Origin of the sequence: Pedobacter gandavensis (assembly GCF_032678465.1) — a bacterium.
GTDB classification, from domain to species: Bacteria; Bacteroidota; Bacteroidia; order Sphingobacteriales; family Sphingobacteriaceae; genus Pedobacter; species Pedobacter gandavensis_B.
On record NZ_JAVTSK010000006.1, the window covers coordinates 356,614 to 383,405 of the forward strand.

At 40.9% G+C, this 26,792-nt stretch carries 21 protein-coding genes and 1 tRNA gene; 13 read left to right on the plus strand and 9 right to left on the minus strand.

The window, feature by feature from the left end; all coding sequences use genetic code 11:
• Position 1: 1 nt before the first annotated feature.
• From R2Q94_RS13595 to R2Q94_RS13605, 3 genes are all read right to left on the minus strand, one after another.
• Positions 2-1,891 (minus strand): gamma-glutamyltransferase family protein, encoded by a 1,890-nt coding sequence (locus R2Q94_RS13595; protein WP_316822013.1) that lies wholly within the window; start codon positions 1,889-1,891, stop codon positions 2-4.
• Positions 1,892-2,065: 174 nt separating this feature from the next.
• Positions 2,066-3,289 (minus strand): MFS transporter, encoded by a 1,224-nt coding sequence (locus R2Q94_RS13600; protein ID WP_316822014.1) that lies wholly within the window; start codon positions 3,287-3,289, stop codon positions 2,066-2,068.
• A gap of 152 nt (positions 3,290-3,441) precedes the next feature.
• On the minus strand, positions 3,442-4,371 hold the full coding sequence (locus R2Q94_RS13605; RefSeq protein WP_316822015.1) for a DUF6515 family protein: 930 nt from the start codon (positions 4,369-4,371) through the stop codon (positions 3,442-3,444).
• A 137-nt stretch (positions 4,372-4,508) separates the two neighbouring features.
• Here R2Q94_RS13605 and R2Q94_RS13610 point away from each other — a divergent pair, with 137 nt between their 5' ends.
• The 4 genes from R2Q94_RS13610 (at position 4,509) to R2Q94_RS13625 (ending at position 10,602) form a co-directional block, all read left to right on the plus strand.
• On the plus strand, positions 4,509-6,251 hold the full coding sequence (locus R2Q94_RS13610; RefSeq protein WP_316822016.1) for an ABC transporter ATP-binding protein: 1,743 nt from the start codon (positions 4,509-4,511) through the stop codon (positions 6,249-6,251).
• A 19-nt stretch (positions 6,252-6,270) separates the two neighbouring features.
• Positions 6,271-7,869 (plus strand): Na+/H+ antiporter, encoded by a 1,599-nt coding sequence (locus R2Q94_RS13615; protein WP_316822017.1) that lies wholly within the window; start codon positions 6,271-6,273, stop codon positions 7,867-7,869.
• Between the two features lie 126 nt (positions 7,870-7,995).
• The gene (locus tag R2Q94_RS13620) at positions 7,996-9,822 is read left to right on the plus strand and encodes a serine hydrolase domain-containing protein (protein WP_316822018.1); all 1,827 of its coding nucleotides are present in this window, start codon (positions 7,996-7,998) and stop codon (positions 9,820-9,822) included.
• Between the two features lie 285 nt (positions 9,823-10,107).
• A complete protein-coding gene (locus tag R2Q94_RS13625; protein WP_316822019.1) occupies positions 10,108-10,602 on the plus strand; it encodes a YMGG-like glycine zipper-containing protein in 495 nt (164 codons plus the stop codon).
• A 90-nt stretch (positions 10,603-10,692) separates the two neighbouring features.
• On the opposite strand, the gene R2Q94_RS13630 is transcribed toward R2Q94_RS13625, so the two are convergent.
• From R2Q94_RS13630 to R2Q94_RS13640, 3 genes are all read right to left on the minus strand, one after another.
• Positions 10,693-11,529, minus strand: a complete 837-nt coding sequence (locus R2Q94_RS13630; protein WP_316822020.1) for an aminoglycoside phosphotransferase family protein — start codon at positions 11,527-11,529, stop codon at positions 10,693-10,695.
• Complete coding sequence (locus R2Q94_RS13635; protein WP_316822021.1) at positions 11,530-12,390, minus strand: NAD(P)-dependent oxidoreductase; 861 nt, start codon at positions 12,388-12,390, stop codon at positions 11,530-11,532.
• 183 nt (positions 12,391-12,573) lie between these two features.
• Positions 12,574-13,002, minus strand: coding sequence for a VOC family protein (locus R2Q94_RS13640; protein ID WP_316822022.1), 429 nt, complete (start codon positions 13,000-13,002; stop codon positions 12,574-12,576).
• Between the two features lie 250 nt (positions 13,003-13,252).
• Here R2Q94_RS13640 and hmpA point away from each other — a divergent pair, with 250 nt between their 5' ends.
• Both hmpA and R2Q94_RS13650 read left to right on the plus strand, forming a co-directional pair.
• Positions 13,253-14,479 (plus strand): NO-inducible flavohemoprotein, encoded by a 1,227-nt coding sequence (hmpA, locus tag R2Q94_RS13645; protein WP_316822023.1) that lies wholly within the window; start codon positions 13,253-13,255, stop codon positions 14,477-14,479.
• 7 nt (positions 14,480-14,486) lie between these two features.
• Positions 14,487-14,939: an Rrf2 family transcriptional regulator gene (locus R2Q94_RS13650; protein WP_316822024.1), complete on the plus strand. Its 453-nt coding sequence runs from the start codon at positions 14,487-14,489 to the stop codon at positions 14,937-14,939.
• A 91-nt stretch (positions 14,940-15,030) separates the two neighbouring features.
• Here R2Q94_RS13650 and msrA read toward each other — a convergent pair whose 3' ends face one another.
• On the minus strand, positions 15,031-15,522 hold the full coding sequence (msrA, locus tag R2Q94_RS13655; RefSeq protein ID WP_316822025.1) for a peptide-methionine (S)-S-oxide reductase MsrA: 492 nt from the start codon (positions 15,520-15,522) through the stop codon (positions 15,031-15,033).
• 180 nt (positions 15,523-15,702) lie between these two features.
• Here msrA and R2Q94_RS13660 point away from each other — a divergent pair, with 180 nt between their 5' ends.
• A complete protein-coding gene (locus tag R2Q94_RS13660) occupies positions 15,703-16,203 on the plus strand; it encodes a GNAT family N-acetyltransferase (RefSeq protein ID WP_316822026.1) in 501 nt (166 codons plus the stop codon).
• A 12-nt stretch (positions 16,204-16,215) separates the two neighbouring features.
• Positions 16,216-18,120, plus strand: coding sequence for an AAA domain-containing protein (locus tag R2Q94_RS13665; RefSeq protein ID WP_316822027.1), 1,905 nt, complete (start codon positions 16,216-16,218; stop codon positions 18,118-18,120).
• Here R2Q94_RS13665 and R2Q94_RS13670 read toward each other — a convergent pair.
• Together R2Q94_RS13670 and R2Q94_RS13675 are read right to left on the minus strand one after the other, a co-directional pair.
• Complete coding sequence (locus tag R2Q94_RS13670) at positions 18,117-19,616, minus strand: acetyl-CoA hydrolase/transferase family protein (protein WP_316822028.1); 1,500 nt, start codon at positions 19,614-19,616, stop codon at positions 18,117-18,119. The genes R2Q94_RS13665 and R2Q94_RS13670 overlap by 4 nt on opposite strands.
• 75 nt (positions 19,617-19,691) lie before the next feature.
• Entirely contained in the window at positions 19,692-20,519 is an 828-nt protein-coding gene (locus R2Q94_RS13675; protein ID WP_316822029.1) for an AraC family transcriptional regulator, read from the minus strand.
• 83 nt (positions 20,520-20,602) lie between these two features.
• Between R2Q94_RS13675 and R2Q94_RS13680 the strand changes: the two genes are divergently transcribed.
• The 5 genes from R2Q94_RS13680 to R2Q94_RS13700 all read left to right on the plus strand — a co-directional run bounded on the left by R2Q94_RS13680 (position 20,603) and on the right by R2Q94_RS13700 (position 26,386).
• The gene (locus R2Q94_RS13680) at positions 20,603-21,964 is read left to right on the plus strand and encodes a TolC family protein (RefSeq protein ID WP_316822030.1); all 1,362 of its coding nucleotides are present in this window, start codon (positions 20,603-20,605) and stop codon (positions 21,962-21,964) included.
• Between the two features lie 13 nt (positions 21,965-21,977).
• On the plus strand, positions 21,978-23,030 hold the full coding sequence (locus tag R2Q94_RS13685) for an HlyD family secretion protein (protein ID WP_316822031.1): 1,053 nt from the start codon (positions 21,978-21,980) through the stop codon (positions 23,028-23,030).
• A gap of 2 nt (positions 23,031-23,032) precedes the next feature.
• Positions 23,033-24,616 carry an MFS transporter gene (locus R2Q94_RS13690; RefSeq protein WP_316822032.1) on the plus strand — a complete coding sequence of 528 codons (1,584 nt, stop codon included), beginning with the start codon at positions 23,033-23,035 and terminating at the stop codon, positions 24,614-24,616.
• A gap of 237 nt (positions 24,617-24,853) precedes the next feature.
• Positions 24,854-24,929: transfer RNA gene (locus R2Q94_RS13695), tRNA-Lys, on the plus strand.
• A gap of 245 nt (positions 24,930-25,174) precedes the next feature.
• Positions 25,175-26,386: a site-specific integrase gene (locus R2Q94_RS13700; protein ID WP_316822033.1), complete on the plus strand. Its 1,212-nt coding sequence runs from the start codon at positions 25,175-25,177 to the stop codon at positions 26,384-26,386.
• The last annotated feature ends 406 nt before the right edge of the window (positions 26,387-26,792 follow it).

The following is a 26,792-nucleotide window of genomic DNA, read 5'->3' on the forward strand; positions in this document are numbered from 1 at the left end:
TTTACCAGCCAATTCCATAATCTTCACCATGGTTACTGGATCCACCCCAGAGGCTACCATGTTTCCAATCAAAATAAATGGCATTAATCGGGCCACTGGTTCTGTCGCCAAAGCTCAGGATATAGCCCATCTTTTGAAGTGCTTCCCGCGTAGCTGCCGGTGTATTGCTATTGATTAAGATCTGTCCCGGCTTAGGCATCCGGTCTTCGGTCTTCGTTCCTCCCAATGATAGCCAAAGTTGATTGGTATTGATATTTGGCGCCTCGGAAGCCTGTTGAACGTTCATTCCAAACTCAGTAACATTTAAGAAAAACTGCAATAGGTTCTGATCCTGAGTATCACCTCCCTGTACTGCGGAAGCTAAAAACGGCTTCCCATCTTTTAGAGCCAGGGCTGGCGACAAAGTCACTCTCGGCCTTTTTCCAGGAGCAACCACATTAAAAGGATTCAAGGTACTATCCAGCACAAAGCTTTGCATCCGCTGGCTCATTCCAATACCAGTCTCGCCAGCAATACAAGCTGGAAGCCAACCACCACTTGGGGTAACTGAGACCACCCAGCCTTCTTTATCTGCAGATTCAATCGAGGTGGTCCCCAGTAATAGTCTTTCCTGATACAGCTCATCAGGAGAAGTATTCAGTTTCCCAAGGTCATGTTTTGGTGCAAAATTCCGACGACTGGTATCCAGCTCATACCCTCTTTTTTGCAGGAGGTTTAAGTAAGGATTGGTTTTACCTTCAAAAGGATAAGGATTTCCTGGCCCGATGTTCGGATTATTTTTATCAAACTGGATGAGTTTAGCACGTTCTTTTGCATAATCCTTACTCAATAATCCTTTGATTGGCCCCAAAGGTTTGGTATTAGGATCTCCATAATAGAAATCACGGTCGGCAAAAGAAAGATTCATTGCCTGATACAGGGTATGGATATATTTCGGACTATTGAAGCCCATTCCTTTCAGGTCAAAATTCTCCAGAATATTTAAAGCCTGGAGCATCACTGGTCCTTGTGTCCATTGTTGTAATTTGTAGACTTCAATTCCCTTGTAATTTGTGCTGAGTGGTTCTTCGGCCAATGGTTTCCATTTGGCCAGATCTTCCATGGTAATCAATCCGCCCTGCTCCTGTGCGCCCCTTACAAACTCCTTTGCAATGTCTCCTTTATAAAAACGATCATAAGCCGCCATTAAAGCTTGTTTTCTGCTTTTCCCTTGTTTAAGCGCTTTGGTTTCGGCCTCTACCATTTTTGTCAAAGTGGCCAACAGATCTTTTTGCACAAAGATCTCTCCTGCCTGAGGTGCCTCTCTTTTTTCCCCTGGATGGGTTAGAAAAACCTTTTTGCTATATGGCCATTCCTTGATGAGCGCTTTCCCTCTTTCTATGCTATTTGCAGCCTGAGCTTCGATCGGATAGCCTGCAGCCATTTCCATAGCCGGTGCCAGAACTTCTTTCAGGCTGAGTTTTCCATAATTGATCAGCATATAAATTAAACCACCGGGTGTACCAGGCGTAGTTGCGGCCAGTGCTCCATATTCCGGAGGAAAATTATAGCCCTTACTTTTAAAGAAATCTACGGTTGCTCCGGTAGGCGCCATGCCCATCGCATTGATGGCAATGACTTTTTTGGTTTTAGGATTATAGATTAATGCTTGCGTTTCTCCACCCCAACTGAGGGTATCCCACATAGTACAAGTAGCGGCCAGCATCGCACATGCGGCGTCAACAGCATTCCCTCCTTTTTGGAAAGTCATCGCACCAGCGGTAGCGGCTAAAGGTTTCCCTGTAATTGCCATCCAGTTTCGTCCGTACAAGACCGGTTTTTGGGTTTGTTGAGCAGACAATGGCAAAATTGTGCTGACTGAAAGACAAAGAACAGAAAACAGGTGTTTCATAGCAATGGGATCATGGTTGGTTTAGCAGTCACAATTTAAGTACTGAATTTCATAAACTTTGTGTTTTCGATCATTAATGTTCAATATTGAACGTAATTTAATTGATATCCTGAGAAAATCGCTGGAATAAGGGATTTCCAAAGGGAAAAGAACAAATCGTGGTTACCATCTGATCTAAGAAGATGCTTTTCTTTCTTTCGCTTTTCTGAGAAAACGCAAAAGCAGTATCCCGATCGATATGGTGATCAATCCTTGTATCATCACCGTATCCGGAGTACCAATCAATTGAGATAGATAGCCCACCAGCAGACCGCCTAATGGTTGCATCCCAAAGAAGGCCATGGCATAAAAACTAATCACCCTGCCCCGCATAGCCGGATCTACTGTGGTTTGGATGAGGGTATTGCTGATGGTAATCTGCGACATCATCCCAAAACCGGAGATTGTCGCAAAAACCAGGGCGATGGGATAATACGTGGTATGAGAGAATAAAATCAGTCCTGCGCCAAAAATCAGCGTATTGATTGCCAGGATTTTTCTGAGGTCTCTTCCAGGTTTTAGAGAAGCCAGGAATATCGCCCCGCAGAAAGCACCCAGACCGATGACGCTATCAATGACTCCGAAAGTGGATGCTGTACCTTTAAAGATGTCTTTTGCATATACGGGAATTAAGGTGCTAAACGGCAGAACCAGTAAACTGATCAAAGCGAGCATGATCAGTACAAAAGAAATGGAGGGAGTTCTTTTGATATATTGGAAGCCTTCTTTGAGTTCTCCAAATATATTCTTGGTATGTGGAACCACCTTGAATTTCGGCAATCGCATCATCAATAAAGAACCAATCACTGCAATAAAGCTCAGGGCATTCATCCCAAAACAGATGTCTTCGCCGAATTTTTCCAGTGCTATACCAGCAATCCCCGGCCCGATTAATCTGGAAAGGTTCACCATAGAGGAATTTAGGGCAAGGGCATTGGGCAAATCCGACTTATCTTCTACCATTTCATAGACCAATGATTGTCTGGCGGGTACGTCGAATGCGTTAATCAGCCCCAATAATGCAGACAAAGCAATGATCTCCCAGACCGAATAGTCTTTAAAGAAGATCAGTAAAGTAAGCAGAACTGCCTGAATCATGGAGGCAACCTGCGTTAATAGGAGTAATTTGTATCGATTATAGCGATCGGCAGCCACACCTCCAATAAAGGAGAATACAAAAGAGGGAAATAAGCTGGCGAAAAGTGTGAGTCCCAGCATAAAATTAGAATGAGTCTTCTCATATATCACCCAGCTTACTGCAGTCTTTTGCATCCATGTTCCGATCAGAGAAACAGACTGTCCTGTAAAGTACAATCTATAATTACGGCTTTTAAATGCGTTAAAGGTGCTAATATTCATAATTAAAATGGCGCCAGAGGATCGAAAGTGCTCTAATCAGAGAATGAAAATTAAGTGACAGAAATTGAGCCAAAAAAAGATAAAATAAAAAAGAAAACCTTTTGAGGTTATCAAAAGGTTTTCTTTTTATCTGATCATGAATTTAAATGTGATTACTCGATTTCCAGGGGCTCATTATCAAGCCCGATTACTTTATAGGTAATCTTAGTGCCATCTACCATTTTTTCATAATAGACACCATCCGGACTCACATAATAAGTAGATCCTTTGATCAGTATTTCTCTGGAATCTTCTGGAAGTTGATCCACTACATCACCCATTTGAACTACAGGGTTCACATAGACAGTTTTTCCATCAGTATTCAATACTCCATTTTTACCTGCCACTACATAGACCTGTTTTCCATCCGCATTTTTAGTGACTGAATAGTATACCCCTTTACTTTCATAATAGGTATCTCCATTGATCACCACTTCTTTTGCATCACCAGGAAGTGTAGGCACTTCTGCACCTACTGGAGGTACTACCACTTTATATTCATTGTCGTATTGTTTATAAAACAATCCATCAGAGAAATAAAAACGGTCAGAACCAAAGTAGAATGGATAATATCCATAAGGCAATACATTAAAGCTTAAACCAATAAAGGGCCTGTAATAGTTATAATAACCATAATGAGGTCTGTAATATGGTCTATAATGTGGCCTATATCCAGGTCTGTAATTTGGCCTGTAATTGTTACCCGGACGATAATCTCCCCCAGGTCTGTTAGGTCTGTAATTATAATCCGGTCTGCTTCCAACAGAAGGTCTCTGACTTGACGATGGTCTGTCAGCAATAGATGGCCTGTCGGGTCTGCTTCCTGTAGAAGGCGCACCTATAGATGGTCTGCTGGTCGAAGGCCTATCAAATGAAGGTCTGCTTCCACCTGTTGAAGGCCTGCTTACTGATGGTCTGGCAGCACCGCCTGCACCACCAGATGGTCTTTGTCCTCTTTGGGCAAGAACATCTGTTGCAGTGATTCCGCTTGTTAACAAAACGGTAGCTGCTAGGACGAACGATTTATACCATAAACTTTTCATATCTTCTCAATTTTTATTATTTGACTCCTGAACACTAAAAAGGATTATTCTATATACAAAGATATCAAAAAGCTGACCTACAGATGATAAAACTGCTTTATTTTTAGTATTTTGAGCAATACCATAACCTACTTTCTATGCCGATCCTTTGGAAATACTTTAAAGTACAAAAATGGTGGGTGCTTCTGGCGCTTTTGCTTGCCGGTATAGCTCAGCTCCTCAGTCTTACAGATCCGATTATTTTTGGAAAGATTATCGATGAATATGCTAGTAATCCGGGTAATAAAAGTCAGCAAGAATTGGTAAATGGGGTGTTGTACTGGCTGGGGGTTGCCATCGGGATCGCTATTGCGGCAAGAGTTGCCAAAGCTTTTCAGGAGTATTATACCCGTCTGGCAGTCCAGCAATTTGGAATGCAGATTTTCAATGATGGCATCCGTCAGACTTTGCGCCTCTCTTTTCAGGAATTCGAGGAAAGTCATAGTGGAGAAACTTTGTCGATTCTACAAAAGGTGAAAACAGACACGGAGCGTTTTGTGAATGCCTTCATCAATATTCTATTTTCTTCATTTGTGGGTATGGGTTTTCTCATATGGTATTCTATTACAAAAAACTGGATGCTGGTACCGGTATTTGTAATTGGTATTTTGGTGTTGGGTTCTTTAACAGGGTTATTGAGTAAAAAAATAAAAATGGTACAGCGCTCCATCAATCGGGAAACCAATAAAATGGCAGGAGTCATTACGGAGTCGCTTAGAAATATCGAGCTGGTGAAAAGTCTGGGACTTACTTTCCCGGAGATTCGTCGTTTAAAATTACAAACCAAAAAGATCTACGATCTGGAGATGACGAAAACCCGAAGGGTTCGGACGCTTTCTTTCCTTCAGGGAACCACGCTCAATGTCCTCAAACAGTCTATTTTATTCATTTTACTCTGGTTAATCTTCAGGAATAAATTAAGCACCGGGGAGCTGATTACCATGCAATTCATCTCTACCTCTATTTTTGGCCCATTACAAGATCTTGGAAACATCATCCTCAGTTATCGGGAAGTGGAAGCTTCTGTACATAGTTTTGATCAATTGATGCATAAGCCGGTAGAACGGAAACCGGATTCCCCGCAACAGACTGGCCCTTTGCAAAACCTTTCATTTGATCAAGTGGTTTTTCGTCATAAAACGGCACAAAGTAATGCCATTGATGGTATCTCTTTCCATGTCAACACCGCTGAGACGATTGCATTTGTTGGCCCTTCAGGTTCTGGAAAATCGACATTGGTAAAACTTCTGGTGGGCTTATACCGACCGGTTTCTGGCAGCATTTTATTCAACAACATCCCTTCTACGGAGATCCGCTACAATGAACTTCGTCGACAAATCGGTTTTGTCACACAGGATACCCAACTTTTTGCAGGGACAATCAAAGAAAATCTTTTGTTTGTCAAAGGAGATGCTACAGATGAAGAATTGCTGCAGGCATTGGATAAAGCTTCCTGTAGCAACCTTCTTGCAAAATCGCAAAAAGGAATGGATACTTTATTGGGAGAAGGCGGATTGAAACTATCGGGAGGTGAAAAACAAAGAATTTCCATTGCCAGAGCCTTACTGAGAAATCCAAGACTACTGATTTTCGACGAAGCAACTTCAGCGCTGGATTCTTTAACGGAGGAAGAAATTACGACCACCATACGTGATCTTTCGTTGAGCAGAGAACGAATTACAGTAGTGATTGCCCATCGGTTGTCGACCATCATGCATGCCGATGTGATCTATGTTTTAGAGAAAGGACAACTCTCTGAATCCGGTTCCCATGCCGAATTACTGGAGCAAAAAGGATTATATTACGCTATGTGGAGGCAACAAGTTGGCGAAAGAAAGTGATATTTTTATATTTTTGTCCATGATACACGCCAATTTACTGCTGATCCTTGCCTTGTTTTTTGCAATGGCACTCCTTTATTTGTTGAGTCAACGTTGGAAAATTTCCTACCCTATATTTCTGGTGATTGGTGGACTGGGCATCAGTTTTATCCCTGGAGTTCCTGCAATCAGCATCAATCCTGACATCGTATTTCTGATTTTTTTACCCCCATTGTTATTTGAAGCGGCCTGGTACACTTCCTGGAACGACTTTTGGAAATGGAAAAGGTCCATAATGTTGTTGGGATTCGGTCTGGTGTTGATCACCTCTCTTGCCATTGCATATTTTTCAGTGAGTATCATTCCGGGTTTTACACTGGCTTTAGGTTTCTTATTGGGTGGGATCATCTCTCCTCCTGATGCCGTAGCCGCTACTTCAGTATTAAAGGGTGTGAATATGCCTAAAAGAGGTTTAACCATGCTGGAGGGTGAGAGTCTGGTCAATGATGCAGCTTCCCTAACCGTGTTCAGGTTTGCCCTGGCTTCTATCCTGACTGGTCAGTTTGTTTTCCAAAAAGCTGCTACAGACTTTTTAGTGCTGGCAGTGATGGGTGTATTTGTTGGTTTAGCCATTGCCCATGTGTTGTACCTGGTATTGAGGTATTGGGCAAAATCATCCAGTATCACTACTCCTATTACTTTAATCGCGCCTTATCTGATGTATATCGTGGCAGAGGAATTCCACTGGTCGGGTGTTCTGGCTGTAGTGAGCGGTGGTTTATTTCTCTCCTTCCGTTCTAATGATTTCTTAAACTACCATACCAGGATTCAAACCAAGGAGGTTTGGGCTACGGTAGGTTTTCTTTTGAACGGTTTTGTGTTCATCCTGATAGGTCTCGAATTACCAGTCATCGTTGCCGCATTAGATGGTTATTCGATTAAGGAAGCCATTCATTACGGATTGATTATTTCTGCGATCGTGATCATTGCCAGAATCATTTTAGTCTATGTAGTGAGTTATCTCCCAAGATTCCTGAGTCCAAAAATAAGGAAATCAGAGAAAAGTCCAGGTTTTAAACTGCCATTCATCATTGGTTGGGCGGGTATGCGTGGTGTAGTTTCCCTGGCTTCGGCATTGGCCATCCCTTTAACCTTAGACAATGGTGAGGCTTTTCCACATCGAAATCTGATCCTGTTCATCACCTTCATTGTGATTTTAGTAACCCTGGTATTTCAGGGCCTTACCCTTCCCATTTTTCTCCGGTTATTGAAAGTAGAAGAAACGGATGATCATGTTCCTTTTGAGCAGCAAAAAGAAGCCATCAGGTTACAACTGGCCAAAGAATCTGTGACCTTCCTGAACAACAAGTACAATCAGGAAATGAGAGAATTTGAAACCATTGCAAGAATTAAAGAACAATTGGAACGCAGCATCAATGCTACAGAACAATCTTTAACGGAGCAAAGAGAACAGGTCGCTTCTGTAAGAAAGTTGTACGGCAAAGTCATGCTGGATCTGATCAGATTGAGAAGAAAAGAATTGAATAAATTAAGATCCACCAAACAATATGATGATGAGGTTATTCGTGACCTGGAAAGCAGTCTGGATTTAGAAGAAGCAAGAATATATAAACAATAGCAAGGGGCGCTGCTCGAAAACATCCAGTTTTTGTAACAATTATTCATAAGCATCATCCAACAATTGGAAGGGCTATAAATAAGAGATGCGTTTTTGTTTAAATAAATATGGATAGCTTTGCAAAATATGATCAAAATATCCGCACTAAGCCTATTATTGTGCCTTTTTAGCTTATCCAGTAACGCTCAAAATTCAAAAAAAACATTACATCAAAATATCAGTGCTGCACTGGCTAATGAAAAATTAGCCGGAGCAGCCTGGTCTACAGTAGATTCCATTGGGCAGATTTGGACAGATGCGAGCGGAATAAAAAACGCTTATACGAAACAGACATTGACTAGCTCCGACAAAGTTCAGGTCGGTTCCATTACCAAAACACTCCTTGCGACTGGAATTTTAAGACTGGTAACGATGAATAAAATCAGTCTGGAGAGTCCGGTTGAAGAGATTTTACCGAATATTCATTTTCAAAATCCCTGGTCAGCACAAGAAAAAGTCACCATTAAGCATTTGTTAGACCATACCGCCGGATTGGAAAACCTACGTATATGGCAGATGTTTTCTAAGCAAGTGACTCCAAATACCCCATTGGCTGAAAGTTTCAGCAGGGAACCTTCCGTTTTACAGATATATAGTCGGCCGGGAAGTCGTTTCTCCTATTCAAATATGGGTTATACCCTATTGGGGATGGTCATAGAGGCGGTAACCAGGCAGCGCTATGAAGATTACCTGGATACTTATCTTTTGCAGCCTCTTGGTATGAAGGAAAGTACTTTCAGTTTTGTGAATCAGAAAGGCAATTATCCTGAGCCGCGATTGGCGATGGGACATCTGGAGGAAATGAAAACACAAGCTGCGGTTCCTATGTATCTCCGTCCTGCCGGTCAGTTTACCACAACTGCTTATGATATGGGGATTTTCATGCGGTTTTTAATGGGTATTGGTCAACTGCGTGGATATTCTTTTATTGATAAGGAACTATTGGCCGGTATGGGAAATCCAGGTGCCGATACAGAAGCCAAACTGCATGGTTTGGATATGGGTTATGCAGCTGGATTGATGAAGAGAGATCGGCATCAGGTTGTTGGACTGGCACATTCAGGGAATACGGTAGGTTACCATGCGATGATGTACCTCTTTCCAAAAGAAAAGAAAGCTTTCTTTATTACTCATAATATGGATAGTGAAACTGCGAATTATGAGGTATTCAATAAGATCTTAATCCAACATTTAAACCTTAAAAAGCAAGAAGCTGTTCCTGTTGGAAGTATGCCAGTAGACATTCAACATTGGATAGGAAATTATGTGGAATTGGGCCATCAGTTTAAATTCATGGCCTATCTTGATTTTATAAGTGGCTTTGTTACCCTTATTCCTGGGAAGGATCATCTGGTATTCCATCAATCGCAAAAGGATCCCAAAATTTTGAAACCAACAAGCCATCATTTGTTTAGAGCTTCAGATAAGCTCGCTGATTCTCATGTTTTCTTTACTGATGGGGAACAAAACCGATTGATTACTGACGGTTTTAAAACATATAAGAAAATCAGTTCATTTTATTTATGGACGATGTTGATGAGTTTGATTCTTGGTTTGCTGGGCTTGCTCTATCTGCTGGTTTCAGGATTGATCAAATGGATAAGCAATAGAAAAGCGTTTTTACAACAGCCCATTGCCATGCCTTCAATTTGCATTCTGGCTCTTTTACTTCCGATTCCATTCTTTTTGATGCAACATTTTACGAGCATGGGAGACCCCACCTTGGCTAGTGTAGTTTTAGCGGTCCTGACCATAATGCTTCCTTTATCCTTATTATTCGGAGTATGGGGCACAATCAAAAAAAAACAGACTGACCAATCCATTGGTATTGAAATGATGGCCTATATTTTCTCCCTGCAATGGATGATGGTACTCCTTTACTGGGGTATGCTTCCGGTCCTTCTTTGGGTTTAAAAGGTAATAATCTAAGATTAAATGACGTTTTCAGTGTGGCTAGACCTAAAAACAGGTCTGTTTTAGCGAGGCCGGAAACATCATTATTAAGGAAATTGTTTAACAAAAATACTTTTTTTTAAGCGTGTAATTCTCCTTTGAAAATCAATGATTTATAAACCGAATACTTTTTAAACGCGGTAATACTTTGCAACATTTTAGTTACTTTTTATTTAGATTTCTCCGCTAAATCAAGAGTTTGGCATCATTTTTACAGGTGTACAGTAGTAAACAACATTCAAAATTATGAAAAAGATATTTTCAGTAGCAGCATTAGCGATTTTATTATCTGCATGTTCAAATAACGCAAAAGAAGAAGCAATGATCAAACAACAAGCGATTGTTGCTATAAAAGATAGCCTGAAATTGGATAGTTTCAAAAGAGCGGATGCTTTGGAAAAAGAGAGAATTGCTAAAGTAAAAGAAGAAGAAATTAAAACTGCACGTATACAGGAAGAAAAAAGAACCCTTCTTTTAGCAGAGCGTAATGAGGCTGCAGAAAGAAGAGCATCTTCTGCTTCCTCATCAAATACAGTAGCTACTCCTGCTAAGAAAAAAGGCTGGAGTCAGGCGGCAAAAGGTGCAGCAATTGGCGCTGGCGCCGGAGCGATTGGCGGTATCCTGGTGGATAAAAACAATGCCAGAGGTGCAATCATCGGTGGTGTTGTTGGTGCAGGTACAGGATATGTGATTGGTAGAGCTCAGGATAGAAAATCAGGTAGAGTACAGCCTAAAAACTAATCTGGCCGAATAATATAAAAAAGGAAGGAAACTCTGGTTTCCTTCCTTTTTTATTTAAGTGCTGTTTGCTTTTATCGAGGCTGCTGTTTTTTAATAACGATCCAATTCCGACAAAGCAATAGAAATGAATTGTAGTTTTTCAGCTATTGACTTGCCATCTTCCAGCATCCATGCCGTAGAAAGCCCCGCCCAGGCAAGCACCCATTGAAGTAGTCGTTTAGGGTCCAGATTTGCGGCAGCAGCCACTACATTCAATTGCCTGGATAATCGACCCGGCTGAATGGCCATCCCGCTGTCCGGATTACAAAAGAGATTGGCAAAATCAAAACCACGTTCTCCATATAGCGCTTTAGGATCGATAGCCAGCCAACCACGTTCTTCTGCATCCAGCACATTTCCATGATGAAGATCTCCATGCAGGACGACTTCATCCATGGGCTTATTTAACAATAGCCTGGCCGTTTCCGCACAGCTTACAAAAACCCCTCCTAATTGCTCAGCGGCAAAAAACAAGGACTTGAACCATGCTGATAAAGGAATGAGCTGCAATGTTGGTAAAACTATTGTCTGATGTAATTTAGCGGCAACCGCACAGATGATCCTACTCGCCTGATCATCTCCTGTCTTATCCGAAACACATCTGGCCATCTCTGCCAGTGAACCTCTTCCTTTCGCTCTTTCCATCAATAAAGCCGCTGGTTGATGTTGCAATACCTTAACTGCAGCGTTTCCAGCATAATGTACCATCAGTTTGGCTGCACGACGTTCTTCGTCAGCAATCATAATTTTAAGCATCGCGGGGATACCTTCATAAATTACCGGCTGTAACAGACCGGAATTACTGGCAAAAGCATCACCATCCGCCTGCAGATTCCAGATCTGATGACATTCCTGTAGCTGGACTTGTGCAAAAGCTAATTCCTTCATTTATTTTTTAGCCAGTGATTTGATCACTGCCATGACATCTTCTTCTCCCAGACCTTCCTCTTGTGCCTTTTGAAAACTATTAAATAAAGGATCAATTAATGGTGCCTGTAAACCGGCTTCCTTAGCCAAACGGAGGTCTTTAACCAGATGTTTCAGTGCGAAAGCAGCAGGATATTCTTCATTTAATATGGCCGGTGTTTTCAGTTTTGTAATGCCATTACCACAGGCACCTTCGTTAATAATGGTCAACATATCTGTTTTACTTACCCCATTCTTTTCCGCGAAAAGTACGGTTTCCGCCAATCCCTGTAGATTGAGTCCCAACAGGTAATTGATCGCCAGCTTGGCAGAACTACCTACCCCAGCTCCTCCAACATGAAGGGATAGTTTCCCTAACGCTTCAAAAGCGGGTTTTGCTTTCTCATATGCGGCAGCAGTTCCTCCAACAAGGATAATCAAAGTACCATCTTGTGCAGGCTTTACACTGCCCGAGACTGGTGCTTCCAGAAAATCAATACCTTTATGCTGGCAGGCTTCAGATAAATACCTGGACGTATCTGGTGAAACAGTACTCATATCAATGATCATTTTACCGGATGCTCCATTAGTCAATAGCCCATACTCGCCTTCAAAAACAGCTTTAACAGCCTGATCATCGGCTAACATGGTAAACACCACATCACAACTTTCCAGTAATGCCTTTGGGTTTTCTGCGCTTATAGCACCCTGGGCTATCAATTCTTCTTCTTTTTGTTTCGTACGGTTGAAAACAACCACTTCAAATCCTGCCTTTAGTAAGTTTTTTACCATTGGCGTTCCCATATTTCCAAGACCTATCCAGCCTAATTTCAATCTACTCATGCGTATATTTGCTATAATTCAAAAGCCTAAATTAAGCAATTCACTTAGTCTGGCCAATATCAGGCCTGATCTAAAAAGAAAAGCGTGTCTTTCTCCTGAAAGGCACGCTTTTCTTTCCCATTGCCTGGGCGCAAACTTGATTTACAATGTCAACATTGTCCATCAAGCTCCATTATTGGCTGATTATTTCTGCTGGTAATCAAAGTTGACCATCCATTGGATACCAAATTTATCTGTCAACATTCCAAAATAAGCACCCCAGAATGCTTTTTCCAGGGGCATCACCACGTTTGCTCCCGGGGAAAGACCGGCGAATAGACGATCAGCTTCTTCTTCGCTGTCTGCATTGATGCTAATCGAGAAGTTATCCCCAATATTGAGCTTCTGCCCCATAGCAGGCAATACGTCTGTACCCATCAGTACGTTTCCGTTACCAATCGGATAGGAAATGTGCATGATCTTTTCTTTGTCATCTGCAGACATATTGTCTCCATGCGGTGTGTCTTTAAATCGTTGTATGATTGCAAACTCGCCGCCAAAAACAGATTTATAAAAATTGAATGCTTCTTCTGTATTTCCAAGGAAATTTAAATAAGGATTAATAGTTGCCATTGTTAGGGTTTTAAGGTTCGTGGTCCTGCTTTTTTGCAAAACCTAAATGTATTCGGTTAATTCTATCATCCAAATTTAAACATTCCGTCTGGTGTCGGTGCTGGTTTCATCAGACAATAAAAGGGGGCATTTGCGACAAAATATTTCGCCCCTCCTATTATCTGCTCAATGTAATATCCTGAGAAAATTCTTGTAAAATTAGGAGTCCGGTTTTAAAGTTGTATTTTTGATGCAACTTTAAAATATCACTATGCTTAGCACAACAGAAATAGGTCTGATCAAGGCCACAGTACCAATTTTAAGAGAACATGGTTTATTATTAACTCAGCATTTTTATAAGAGAATGTTCCAGTATAACCCAGAATTGAGAAATACTTTTAACATGGGAAATCAACAAAATGGGACACAACAAACTGCCTTGGCACTTGCTGTTCTTGCATATGCTGAAAACATAGAAAATCCGGGGGTACTCCTACCCGTACTTCAGAGAATTGGCGATAAACATACCAGTTTACAGATCACTGCAGAACAGTATGACATTGTAGGTGCGCATTTGCTGGCTTCTATTGGAGAAGTACTTGGCGATGCAGCTACCGCCGATCTGATAGCTGCATGGGCTAAAGCTTATGGGCAACTTGCCGACTTGATGATCAATCTTGAAAAATCAATCTATTTAGAAAAGGCTTCAGTTCCTGGTGCCTGGACAGGTTGGAGAAAATTCATTATTGATAAGAAAGTACCCGAATCTGAGGAGATTACTTCGTTTTACTTAAGGCCTGAAGATGGGCTTGAAGTGGTTCAACACCAGCCAGGTCAATATTTAAGCATTAAAGTATTTGTTCCGGCTGTAGGCATTTATCAACCGCGCCAATACAGCATCTCTTCTGCACCGGATGCTGCATATTACCGCATTTCAGTGAAAAAAGAACAAGGAAATGAGGAAAAAGAAGCTGGAACTGTTTCTAATTTACTACATGCTCAGCTTGAAGAAGGCGCTGTAATTGAAGCCACGACTCCGGCTGGAGACTTCGTATTAAGCACCGAACACAGCACTCCTTTGGTTCTTTTAAGTGCAGGTGTAGGTCAAACTCCATTCATCTCCATCCTTGACTTTCTAACTAAATCAGATCAGCAACGTCAGGTGAAATGGGCACATGCTTGTCGCTCGGAAAATGTACATGCCTTCCGTGAGCAGATCAACGCATGGCAAATGGAACACGATTGGTTTGAACATGTGGTATTCTATGAAAATATAGAAAGCTCTACAAAAGACAATGTATTGTCAAAAGATAGTCGTTCGGGACGTATGAATGTTGCTGAAATAACTGAAATGCTCCTGATACCGGAAGCAGAATACTATCTTTGTGGACCCAAACCATTTATTGAGAAAGCGATAAACGATTTGTCTGCTTTAGGTGTGGATCGTAAAAAGCTATTCTTTGAAGAATTTGGTCCACAAACAATTCAATTGAATTAATCAACATATGAAACTGAACCAATTTACCGATTATGGATTGAGAATCCTGATGTACATGAGCCGGAAGCCAGCACATTTGCCAGCAACGACCATTACAGAGCTGGCTGACCAGTTCGGAATCTCGAGAAATCACCTGGTTAAAGTGGTTCAGTTTCTTTCTAATAATGAGGTTTTAGATGCTCAAAGAGGCAGAGGCGGCGGGTTACGATTGTTTAATTCTGCGGGAACCTACAAAATCGGGAAATTAGTCCGACTATTGGAACAAGATGAAGAGTTAATCAATTGTGAAAATCCGCGGTGCATCCTTGCCGGAGATTGCGGTTTAAAAGGGATATTAAATGGTGCACAAAATGCGCTGTATGAGTATCTTGATCAATATACATTGGAGGATATTAGTCAGCCTGCGCTTAGCAAAACATTACAAGCTTTATTTGAGGCTCCCTCTGATCAAATGATATAGTCCTTTTTCAAGGATGTAATCCTTCGCCAACAGGCAAAAAAAATGGTTGAACCAATGGTCCAACCAATATGTTGTTCTTATCTTGTGTTCACTAACTTAACTTCCAGTCCGGTCGCTCATAATGGCAGGTATAGCCATAAGGTACCTTTTGTAAATAATTCTGATGATCCTCTTCTGCATTCCAAAAATCCATTGCAGGAACCACTTCAGTGACAAATTTACCAGGCCATTTACCCGAAGCTTCTAATTCTGCGATTAAAGTCTGTGCGGTTGATTGTTGTACTTCATCTAAAAAGAAGATGGCGGAACGATAAGAGCTCCCGATATCATTTCCTTGTCTGTTTTTTGTAGTTGGGTCGTGAATCTGAAAGAAATACTCTAAAAGTCTACGGTAAGATATAATGGAAGGATCAAATACAATCTCAATTCCTTCTGCATGAGTTCCGTGGTTCCGGTAAGTAGCATGAGGAACATCCCCTCCGGTGTATCCAACTACTGTTGAGATTACGCCTGGTTGATGACGGATGAGCTCTTCTACTCCCCAAAAGCAACCGCCTGCTAAAATGGCTTTTTCAGTATTCATAGTATTTTCTTTTAAAACAATAAAGGTATCAATTTTTAAGTCGGATGGTCCGGACATATTGTTAACCTTCTATCATTTTTATGGGATTAGTTGTTAAGATAATTCTTTCTAAATATATTTAGGAGATTTCGTTAATTTTTAACGCTCGGCATTCTTCAAAAGAACTACTGATTAAGACCTATGCTTAACATTTATACCGCCACATCAAATGATTTTCCGGTGATCCAAAAGATCGCCAACAAAACATGGCCTGCCACATTTGGCGAAATATTGTCTCCACAACAAATCAGCTATATGCTGGAAATGATGTATAGCACTGCTGCATTAACTGAACAGGTAGCAGAAAAAGGTCATCGATTTTTGTTGGTAAAGGACGAGATAATGGACCTGGGCTACGCCTCCTATGAACTGGATTACAAGGCTCAGGCAAAAACAAAAATTCACAAGATCTATTTACTTCCAGAAGCACAGGGCAAGGGTGTTGGCAAATTACTGATGAAAACCATTTCTGAAATTGCCAAAGACAACCAAAACAATGTGCTTTCTTTGAACGTAAACCGCGACAATTCTGCTTTTCAATTCTACAAAAATATAGGCTTTGAACAAGTCGGAGAAGAGAATATCGATATTGGCGATGGTTTCCTGATGGAAGATTATATTATGGAAAAACAATTAGCATAAGCCCCATACCTGTTGGAATATTTCAAAAAACTCCTTGAGTTATTAAAGATTGAACGCGAAGAAGACTTAAGGTCTTACCTACAATTAACAGAATCTTCTTCTGTAGCTACCCGTAGAGCAAACGGATTAACCTGGTACCCTATAGCCATCAGAGGCTCAGAAATGAGCAGAGGTGATTATTTAACTGTAGAAGCTGAACGCACTACACATCAAGACATTGTACACCAACTTCGCTTTGGTGCATCAGCCGTTTTATTTTCGAATCATGATCCTAAAGATCGTATAGAGGGCACCATTACCCATCAAAGTGGAAACCGCCTGAAGATCACCCTAAAGACGGATGAACTGCCGGATTGGACACGTGACGGTAAGCTCGGTATTGATGTGTTGTTCGACAACAACAGTTACGATGAAATGCAACAGGCGCTGAAACAAGCTGCTGCATCATTAGAAAAGTCCGAAGATAACCGCCTGGTTAAGATCTTAACCGCTGAGGCGAGCCCAACCTTCTCTACTGAACAGCCTCACTATAAAATTCCAGGGTTAACCCCCCTGCAACAACAGGCAGTTGATCAAATCCTTTCTGCCCAGGAACTGGCCATAGTTCATGGACCTCCGGGAACAGGAAAGACAACGACCCTGGTACAGGCCATCAAAGCCCTGATCAAGCAGGATCACCAACAAATTCTTGTGGTAGCTCCTAGTAATACTGCGGTAGACCTGCTCACAGAAAAGCTGGATGAAGAAGGCCTGAATGTTTTACGTGTTGGAAATCCCGCCAGAGTTTCAGAGAGACTCTTGTCTTTAACACTCGATGGCAAACTGGCTGAACATGAGCATATGAAACAAATTCGCGCCTTAAAGAAACAGGCTAATGAATATAAAAACATGGCCCATAAGTACAAGCGAAATTTCGGACGTGCGGAAAAGGAACAGCGTAAAGCACTGTTTGATGAAGCACATAAAATCATGAAGGAAGTAGGCAATACCGAGCAATACATGATCGACGATCTGCTGAGTAAAGCACAAGTGGTGACTGCTACCCTGGTAGGCGCGAATCATTATACGATCCGGGGCTTAAAATTCCATACTGTGGTGATTGATGAAGCCGGACAAGCCCTGGAGCCTGCCTGCTGGATTCCTATCCTCAAAGCAAAGAAAGTCATCTTTGCCGGAGACCATTGTCAGCTTTCACCCACGATAAAATCGAATGAGGCTGCAAAAAATGGTTTGAGTACCACCCTGCTAGAGAAAACTACGATGATACATCCGGAAGCTGTAACCCTTCTGGAAGAGCAATACCGGATGAATAAGGCCATCATGAGTTATTCTTCAAAGGTATTTTATGGCAACAAATTGATAGCCCATGATACTGTTGCGGAACAGGTCTTATTTTTTGAAGAGCCAGCGCTATCCTTCCTGGATACTGCAGGCTGTGGCTTTGAAGAGAAATCCGAAGGCAGCAGCACCACTAACCCGGAAGAAGCGGCATTCCTGTTTAAGCATCTTACACAACTCGTGATCAGACTTGAAAACCATTATACAGCAGCAGATTTTCCAAGCATCGCCCTGATCTCTCCTTATAAGCAGCAGGTCTTACTCATGAAAGAATTGATGTTACATTCGCCGGAACTGATGGTTTATGCCGATAAAATTTCAGTGAACACAATTGACAGTTTCCAGGGACAGGAACGCGACATGGTGTATATCAGCATGACCAGGAGCAATAATGAAGGCAGTATTGGTTTTCTATCGGACATCCGAAGAATGAATGTTGCCATGACGCGCGCCAGAAAGAAACTCGTGGTGGTTGGTGATAGTGCCACCCTATCGCGCCTTCCGTTTTATGCTGATTTTATCAGCTATGCCGAAGAGGTTGAGGCTTACCAAAGCGCATGGGAGTTTGCAGATCTTTAATCTGCAAACTTCTTCATCGTACCCATTTCCCGCAAACGGCTATACCAGGAAAATGCTTCTTCTAAAAGATGAGGTGTTTGTCCGCCACGAACGCAAGCCCTTTCGAAGTAATCCAGCAGCTCTTCCCTGTAATCCGGATGCGCACAATTTTCAATGATCACTTTAGCACGCTGTCTCGGTGCTAAACCTCGCAGATCAGCTAAACCCTGCTCGGTTACAATCACATCCACATCATGCTCCGTATGGTCAACATGGGAAACCATAGGAACAATCCGTGAAATGGTATTGGATTTTGCAGCAGATTGCGTTACAAAAACGCTCATATAAGCGTTACGGGCGAAATCGCCAGATCCACCTATTCCATTCATCATATCTGTTCCTGCTACATGGGTAGAATTTACATTACCATAGATGTCGCATTCCAAACCGGTATTGATGGCAATGACCCCAAGACGACGAATCACCTCTCCTGCATTGCTAATCTCTTGTGGACGTAAGATAATCTTGTCTTTATAAGATTCGAAATTATTAAATATCTTTTGATAGTATGCTTCCGAAACCGTGATCGAGGAGCCAGAGGCAAAAGTCATTTTACCTGAGTCCAATAGATCAAAGGTACTGTCTTGCAAAACTTCTGAATACATGGTCAGGTTTTCAAATTCTCCATCCATAAATCCATGAAGAACTGCATTGGCTACCTTACCAATACCTGCCTGTAATGGAAGTAAAGATTTAGACAAATGACCCTTTTTTACTTCTTCTGAAAAGAAGTTCACCAGATGTCTGGCGATGGCTGTAGTAGACTCATCCGGCGGAGCAATTTCTGCCGGACTATCCGTTTTATTGGTGAGCACCACCCCTATGATCTTTTTAGGATCGATGTAAATGGAACTGCGCCCTATACGATCTGCTCCAGCTACAATTGGAATCTCAGAACGGTTGGGGTATTCTCCTGCCGAGAAGATATCATGCAAGCCGCAAATGGAAAAAGGAATCGCTGTATTTACTTCGATAATCACCTGATCTGCCAATGCAGCAAACGACGCTGAATTCCCTACAGATGTGGTAGGTATGATACTTCCATCTGCTTCAATCAGCGTAGCTTCCAACACTGCTATATCTATTTTAGGAAAATGATTTGATTTCAGAAGTGTGACAGTTTCGCCTAAATGCTGATCAATAAACAGGACTTCTGCTTTGTTAATTGCCTTTCTCAAAACTGGGTCTACCTGAAAAGGAAGACGTAAAGAAAGGGCATCCGATTCGGCTAAAACACCATCGGTGCCATGACCTAAAGAAGCACCTGTCATGAGTGTGATCTTTAGCGGTTCTTTTTTTGCGCGTTCTGCAACTGCAGCCAACACAGCTTTACTATCCCCTGCCTTGGTGAATCCACTGGAAGCCACCACCATTTTGTCTTTAAAGAGCTGTGCGGCTTGTTCTGAGGTCATTATTCTGGAAATTAATTCCTCCCTCAGTATTCTATCTGCGTACATACATTTGGTTTAGAACACAAATTTATCCGCATTAATCAGCCAAAAGGTATCCTTTCCGGCCAATTGCGTATCTTATTATGCCAGCATAGCATCTAAACCTAAAACCCCTTTCATTTTCACATATTCTGATGGCCTCAATCCTAGTGTCTTATAAAAAGTTGTACTGAAAGTGGGAATGCTATTGTAACCGACCATAGAAGCGACTTCCTTCACCGACATTTTATCCTCCAATAAAAGCTGTACCGCAAGCATCATTCTTTGTATCGTTAGGTATTGAATAAATGACATGCCTACATCTCCCTGAAAAAGACGGGAAAGACTTCTTTCACTCAGTCCAAATTGTGTAGCCAGGGCAGGAAACACGATCGCTTCCGATAAATTATCGCCCATGTATTTAATCACTGCGGCAAGGCGTTTATCTTTCGCATAAGGTAATGCCAATGGTAATTTATACAAACTCACTTCTGGTAAAATTGCTTTTAAAGCCAATGCAAAGCGATATGAATTCTGATCATCCTGATCAATATCCCCACTCCATCGGTTGCTGAATATGATCATTTGAAGCAACAAATCATTCACTGGATAAATTCCTTTTTGAGCATAAAAGGGATGCTCCTTTTCCTCTACCGGAAAATAAAGATTCCTCATGGTTACATCTGCAGAGCTTGGATGAATGCTGTGCATCACAGCCGGGGGAATCCACATATAATGTCTGGCAGGCAGGAAGTACGTCTTTTCTGCTGTACTGACATGAACCAAGCCTCCTTCAGTATACAGAAATTGCCCTTTCAGATGCTGATGAGCCGAGATATCCTGCTCCCCCATAAGATCATGCATACAATAAATGGTATTTGGGTCTTTATCAACCTCTGTTAGGTAGTAATCTTTTTGAATATTAGACATGGCGGAAATGAATAAACATTTGACGCACAAAGATAATCAAGCCATCACTAAAGCTTGCAACTTTGTAATGAAAATTCTACACAATGAAAAAGCTCCCCCTTATTGCAAGGGAATTATTAACTGCCTTGAGTAATCAACAGAGAACACTTCTCGGCACACTATTCTTAACAGGGACAATGATGCTCTCAGTTAAAGCTCAACAGCCACAGGTTTTAAGTCTTCCACAAGCCCTCAGTATGGCAACTGAGCACAACAAAAGTGTTCAAAAATCCAGGATACAGCAAAAAATCGCTGAAGAAGAAAGGAAAGAAAAACAAGAAATGAGCTTACCGGATGTCGGTTTCCATGCTTCCTATGCCAGAATCACTGACATCACCGAGTACAAACACGGTTTATCTGGAAAAATGAAAACCGCGACTATACCTGAAATCGCAGACCTTTCATCTACTGCGAGGTTGCCACTTTACAATGGCGGACAGATTAAATACGGTATCAAAAAAGCTAAACAAGAGGAACAAATCAGTGCATTAAAGGTTCAAAAAACGGTAAATGATGTAAAAATTGAAGTAGTAGCCACTTTTTTAGGAGTGTTTAAACTTATGGAATTACAGAAGTTGATCCTGGAAAACATCAAAGAAGAAGAAGATCGTTTGAAAGAAATCCGCGCCTTTAAAGCCAATGGGACAGTAACTGGGAATGAAGTTTTAAGAGCGGAATTACAGTTGTCGGACATGCAGTTGCGTCTATTATCCAATAAAAGAAACATTGCTATTGGCTTGCACGACTTACAAACCTTACTGGAAATACCTGAAGAAAACCATTTATTACTGGACACTACATCGCTAATTAGCAATGCATTAAAAATAAAAGACTACCAATACTACCTGCAGTCTGGCTTTCAAAAGGAAGAAATGGGGATTGCAAAACAAGAGGAGGCCATCCGTCAGACAGAACATCGCCTTGCGAAAAGCAATTACTATCCAAAGCTCTCTTTGATTGGTTCTTATGGCTATAATTATCCGAATTACCTCTTCTTTCCGCCTGGTAACCATGGCTATACCATGGGTAAAATTGGTATAGAGGCGAATTTCAGCTTGTCTGATTTATACAAGAACAAGAGCAAAATGAAGTTGTCCGACAAAAGAATGGAGGAAGAAAAAGCAAATACAGACATTTTGAGAAACCAGATCAGCGAGGAGGTATTTAAACAGTACAACAGGTACGAAGAAATCATGGATCAGCTTCCCCTCACAGAGAAAGCAAAAAAACAAGCTACGGAGAACTATAGGATCATCAAACTGAAATACCTGAATCAACTGGCCCTGGTTACTGATATGCTGGATGCCGACAATGCTTTACTTCAGGCCAGATACAATGTCGTTTCTACCAGAATCGACGCATTAATGAAACATTACGAATTGCGTTACGCAGCAGGGTTATTATAACATCCTATACCATATGAACAAAGCAAAAACGCCTGCACCGCATGGCCCATTTCACACCCTATTTACCATTATTGCCAGCTTAATTGCTGCAGGAGGCCTAATCATGGGCATCTGGTTTTTCATCTTTTACAACAATAATGAGGAAACCAATGATGCACAGATTGATCAATATGTTACCCCAGTAGTCACTCGTATCACTGGTTACGTAAAAGAAGTCAAATACCTAGAAAATCAATTTGTGCATCAAGGAGATACCTTAATTATAATCGACAACCGGGAATACCGGGCACACCTGGACATGGCCTTATCTGAAGTTGAAAACGCAAAAGAAAACGTTGGTGTATTACAAAAAAACGTAGCGACAACCAGGAGTTACACTGCAGTTCAGCAATCTCAGCTGGATGCGGCAAAATCGCAAGTCTGGAAGGCTGATGAAGAATACAAACGGTATACCGCATTATTCAAGGAAGATGCAGCTACTAAGCAGCAGGTAGAAACGATGAGAACAAATTATGACTCTGCAAAAGCACATTATGAAGAGATTATGCATGCTTTGCAATCTACTGCGTTAAGCACGTTGGAAGCCAATGCTAAGGTTCCAGTCGCAAAAACGGTAATTGGTGGTAAAAAAGCAGCAGTAGATAATGCAGCATTGTACCTCTCCTATACCGTTTTAACTGCACCTTACGATGGCTGGGTGGGTAAAAAAACCATACAGCCAGGGCAACTGGTAAAAGAAGGACAGACGCTGGTTTCAGTTGTCAGTCAGGAGAAATGGATTACAGCAAATTATAAAGAAACTCAGGTAGGACAAATTGAAATCGGTCAGGCGGTTACATTTAAGGCTGATGCGAGTGGTGATCAGGTATTCAATGGACTTGTTGAATCCTTCTCTCCGGCAAGTGGTGCAAGGTTTTCCATGCTTCCGCCGGATAATGCCACTGGTAATTTTGTTAAAATTGAGCAACGCATTCCAGTTAGAATTAAACTTACTGATCCTGCAAAGGAAATTGAGTTTCTACGTGCCGGCATGAATGTCATCGTTGTGGCCAATCACCAGAAATAGCAATGGCCAGTCAAACTGTATTTAAACCCTGGATGCCAGATTGGGCAGTAAAAGCTGTGCTTATCTTTTGCATGTTGCATTCCATGGTTTTATTGGGACTTTACACCTCCAATATGACCTATTCAGCTAGTTTTCTGGATGTAGAAGTCGAGGATTTACAATATGCGATGAGCATCACTTACGGCACCTTCCTGGCCACTATATTGATTGAAAGTCGAATTTTTAAGTTCTTTCCAACCCGGAATTATTTCATGGCCATCTATTTTCTGGCAGCAATCACCTTCATCATCTCGGCCTACACCCACGATTATGTGTTGTTTATCATTTTAAGAATGGTTGAAGGTGTATTAATGGCCCTGCCCTGGATTCCTTTAAGATTACTATTGCTGACAAGATTTAAATCCAAAAACGCCATCATTGTGGTCTTTTCCCTGACTTATGGTACTTTACTCATCGCCTCACCTTTTATCATGAATATTGTGGTCTGGTTGTTAGAAAATTACGACTGGAAATATATGGCCTATGGTTCGGCATTTTTTCAATTTCTATGTGTGGCATTGGTACTGATTACATTTAATGGGCATCGTTTCCATAAAAAGACACCACTTTACCAGATCGACTGGGCAAGTTTTGTATTGGTACATACTGCCATTCTTTGTGGGGCCTTTGTATTGGTCTATGGAGAAAAAAAATACTGGTTTCAATCCTCAGAAATTATTCTGGCTACAGCTCTGACTACACTGAGTTCTGGTTTATTCCTGGTGAGACAAATGTTGGTTAAACGTCCCTGTTTTGACTTAAAGGTTTTTCGCTATGCCAATCTGCGCACTGGTTTAGTTTTATTTGTGCTCTTTTATATTTCCAGAGCTAGTTTGAATATTTGTCACAGTACGATGAGTAAGGTTTGGAATTGGGAGCCAGTAAGAGTCGCTAATATTCAATATTTAAATGCGCTGGGTGACCTTATCGGAATTTTTATTGCTGCCATCCTGCTTTCCCGTTCTATAGCGACAAGGTATATTTTCATTTTGGGCTTTAGTTTAATGGCGATCTATCATTTATGGTTTACATTTCTTTTTGTTCCTGATGTAACATTACAGGATATTGTTTTCCCGTACATACTTCAAGGCCTGGCTGTAGGAATACTTTTTGTTCCATTGGTACTATTCACCGTTTCTTCTGTACCAGCTCAGCTGGCTCCTTTTTCTGGCACTGTAGGTGTTACTGGAAGATTCTGGGGTAGCACCATCGGTTTTTGTCTGATGCAAAATGCCCAGGTATTCCTGGAGCAAAAACACTATAATAAGTTTAGGGAAACGATCATTCCAGAACGGCCCGAAATTCAGGAACAACTGAGTAGATCTGTCCAGAAATTCCAAGGAAAAGGTTTTACCTTCGATGAGGCCAGTTCCCTGGCCATGCAACAGCTAACAGGAAACATGAGAAAGCAAGGTGTTTTATTATCTAATATGGAGATATTTACGGTTATTGGTTTAGGATTGATTGTTTTAGTGGTTTTACTGGTATTTAACCGTCACCTGAAGCAGACTTTTGATATTTTCAAAAATAGGATTTGGGGTAGTTAAGCTAAATTGATTTGTCAGCAGGTTTGTTTTTTAGTTTTGAGCTGGCTTGCAATATATTTATTAAAAAATAACGATGCGCTAAGAAAACCCTGAAACATTTGATTATTAAAGCTATACCATTACTAGAGTAAAAGGAAACAGAAATACTTCAACAAGTAACACAACTTTTTTGAAAATTAATTAGCAAGTTAATATTATTTTTCTACCTTTGCACTCCCGAAACAAGGGAACATAAATGATTCCGTAGCTCAGCTGGTAGAGCATTACACTTTTAATGTAGTGGTCCTGGGTTCGAATCCCAGCGGGATCACCAGAAATAGTAACAAAACGTATAAAAGCCTGCAATTCAATTGATTGCAGGCTTTTTGTTTTTACCCATAATTACCGTTTATTCAATAAATCACATATAAAAAGTGAGTGATTCGGTGAGTAAATTAAAGTTCCCCCGACTCACCGAATAAATATGTAACATTCTGAATTACAGAAAGTTCATTCATTGAACGACTTGACGTCCATTAACTGCAAGGCTACATTTGTTTAACCTTAAATCAGTTGATTATGAAAATGAATTTCAGTATGCTCTTCTACATGAAAAAGCAAAAAAACTATACTTGCGGTGATTCACCTATCTATTTAAGGATTACCGTGAATGGAAAGCGTGTGGAAATCACTACAGGACAAGAATGCAAACCGGAACACTGGAATCCCAAAACCGGAAGATTAAAAGGAACTAAAGAAGATACAAAAAGGTTTAATGCCTATCTGGACAACTTACAGGCAATGGTTTATCGGGCACACAAAGATCTGGCTCAAGCTGATTTACCTATTACAGCAGAAAGTATCAGGAACAAATTTCAGGGCAAGGACACCGCAACACATACTCTTTTAGAGGCTGTGAAGAATCATAACAGAAAAATGAAAGCCTTGGTAGGTAAACAATATGCGATTGGAACTTTAAAAAGATTTGAGATACTGGAACGCCACCTTCAAACCTTTATGCTCGAAAAATACAAGATCACGGATATCGGAATCAAAGAAATTAACCATTCATTTATCAGCGATTTTGAATTTTACCTGAGAACAGAAAACAGTTGTGCGAACAATACCGCTATCCGATACCTTAAAAATTTTGGCAAAATTATCCGCATTTGTTTAAACCTGAAATGGATCGACAACGACCCGATGTTTGGATATAAACTTAAATCTAAACCTGTCGAACGGCCATTTCTCTCTGAGGATGAAATCCAACGCATTGCGCAAAAACAGTTTAGTACCGCTAGGCTATTACAGGTTAGAGATGTATTTCTGTTCTGCTGTTTTACCGGCCTTGCTTACGCTGATATTCAAAAACTAAAACTTTCAAATATTACCAAAGGGGTTGATGGAAACTACTGGATCTTCACCAACAGAAAGAAAACAAATATCCGTGCGGCCATTCCCCTACTGCCTTCTGCAATGACTATTTTAGACCGATATAGTGAAAATGACTATTGCCTTACTAAGGACAGAGCTATGCCGGTAGCGAGCAATCAGAAGATTAACGAATATTTGAAAGAAATTGCAACTCTATGCGAAATTGACAAACCATTAAGTTCCCATATTGCTCGTCATACATTTGCAACTACGGTGACCCTTCTAAATGGTGTTCCTATTGAAAGTGTATCAAAAATGTTGGGACACACTAACATCAGAACAACCCAGATTTATGCGAAAGTACTGGATATTAAGATAGGTGCGGATATGGCATTACTAAGAGAGAAATATCGCTAAATTTATAACATTAGCAAACAACCAATATCGCATAATAACGCAAAATACAAACTCTTCTAAAACACAATTCGGGATAGTTTTCTAGGTTTCTATTTTGCGTTATTATGCGATATTACTCGTTTTTCAATACATAAAACATATAAAGCTATTCATCAGCTACTTACATTGATTGCTTAACAAAATAGTTTCACCCTAATAATCTGTTATTATCTAGCTAGTTATGTGGGAAATCTGCTAAATTATCTTGCCCTTCTTTTCTATTTCTGGATTAAGTTTCGAAGTCGAACCCGTGATTAAAAGATTATGAGCCCTATATACTCTTTTCATAGCATTTTTTCTAACTTTAAAAGACGGCAAAATTAAAACATCAACACTTTATACCTAAATCATATCTTAAAAACTTTGC

Excerpts from the sequence above, each read along its gene's own strand:
- R2Q94_RS13640 (WP_316822022.1), bottom strand. The coding sequence starts at position 13,002 with ATGGCAACTATTAATCCTTATTTAAATTTCCTTGGAAATACAGAAGAA.
- hmpA (WP_316822023.1), top strand. The coding sequence starts at position 13,253 with ATGCTTAGCACAACAGAAATAGGTCTGATCAAGGCCACAGTACCAATT.
- R2Q94_RS13610 (WP_316822016.1), top strand. The coding sequence starts at position 4,509 with ATGCCGATCCTTTGGAAATACTTTAAAGTACAAAAATGGTGGGTGCTT.
- msrA (WP_316822025.1), bottom strand. The coding sequence starts at position 15,522 with ATGAATACTGAAAAAGCCATTTTAGCAGGCGGTTGCTTTTGGGGAGTA.
- R2Q94_RS13605 (WP_316822015.1), bottom strand. The coding sequence starts at position 4,371 with ATGAAAAGTTTATGGTATAAATCGTTCGTCCTAGCAGCTACCGTTTTG.
- R2Q94_RS13680 (WP_316822030.1), top strand. The coding sequence starts at position 20,603 with ATGAAAAAGCTCCCCCTTATTGCAAGGGAATTATTAACTGCCTTGAGT.
- R2Q94_RS13620 (WP_316822018.1), top strand. The coding sequence starts at position 7,996 with ATGATCAAAATATCCGCACTAAGCCTATTATTGTGCCTTTTTAGCTTA.
- R2Q94_RS13690 (WP_316822032.1), top strand. The coding sequence starts at position 23,033 with ATGGCCAGTCAAACTGTATTTAAACCCTGGATGCCAGATTGGGCAGTA.
- R2Q94_RS13660 (WP_316822026.1), top strand. The coding sequence starts at position 15,703 with ATGCTTAACATTTATACCGCCACATCAAATGATTTTCCGGTGATCCAA.
- R2Q94_RS13700 (WP_316822033.1), top strand. The coding sequence starts at position 25,175 with ATGAAAATGAATTTCAGTATGCTCTTCTACATGAAAAAGCAAAAAAAC.
- R2Q94_RS13675 (WP_316822029.1), bottom strand. The coding sequence starts at position 20,519 with ATGTCTAATATTCAAAAAGATTACTACCTAACAGAGGTTGATAAAGAC.
- R2Q94_RS13685 (WP_316822031.1), top strand. The coding sequence starts at position 21,978 with ATGAACAAAGCAAAAACGCCTGCACCGCATGGCCCATTTCACACCCTA.
- R2Q94_RS13615 (WP_316822017.1), top strand. The coding sequence starts at position 6,271 with ATGATACACGCCAATTTACTGCTGATCCTTGCCTTGTTTTTTGCAATG.
- R2Q94_RS13670 (WP_316822028.1), bottom strand. The coding sequence starts at position 19,616 with ATGTACGCAGATAGAATACTGAGGGAGGAATTAATTTCCAGAATAATG.
- R2Q94_RS13635 (WP_316822021.1), bottom strand. The coding sequence starts at position 12,390 with ATGAGTAGATTGAAATTAGGCTGGATAGGTCTTGGAAATATGGGAACG.
- R2Q94_RS13630 (WP_316822020.1), bottom strand. The coding sequence starts at position 11,529 with ATGAAGGAATTAGCTTTTGCACAAGTCCAGCTACAGGAATGTCATCAG.
- R2Q94_RS13625 (WP_316822019.1), top strand. The coding sequence starts at position 10,108 with ATGAAAAAGATATTTTCAGTAGCAGCATTAGCGATTTTATTATCTGCA.
- R2Q94_RS13600 (WP_316822014.1), bottom strand. The coding sequence starts at position 3,289 with ATGAATATTAGCACCTTTAACGCATTTAAAAGCCGTAATTATAGATTG.
- R2Q94_RS13650 (WP_316822024.1), top strand. The coding sequence starts at position 14,487 with ATGAAACTGAACCAATTTACCGATTATGGATTGAGAATCCTGATGTAC.
- R2Q94_RS13595 (WP_316822013.1), bottom strand. The coding sequence starts at position 1,891 with ATGAAACACCTGTTTTCTGTTCTTTGTCTTTCAGTCAGCACAATTTTG.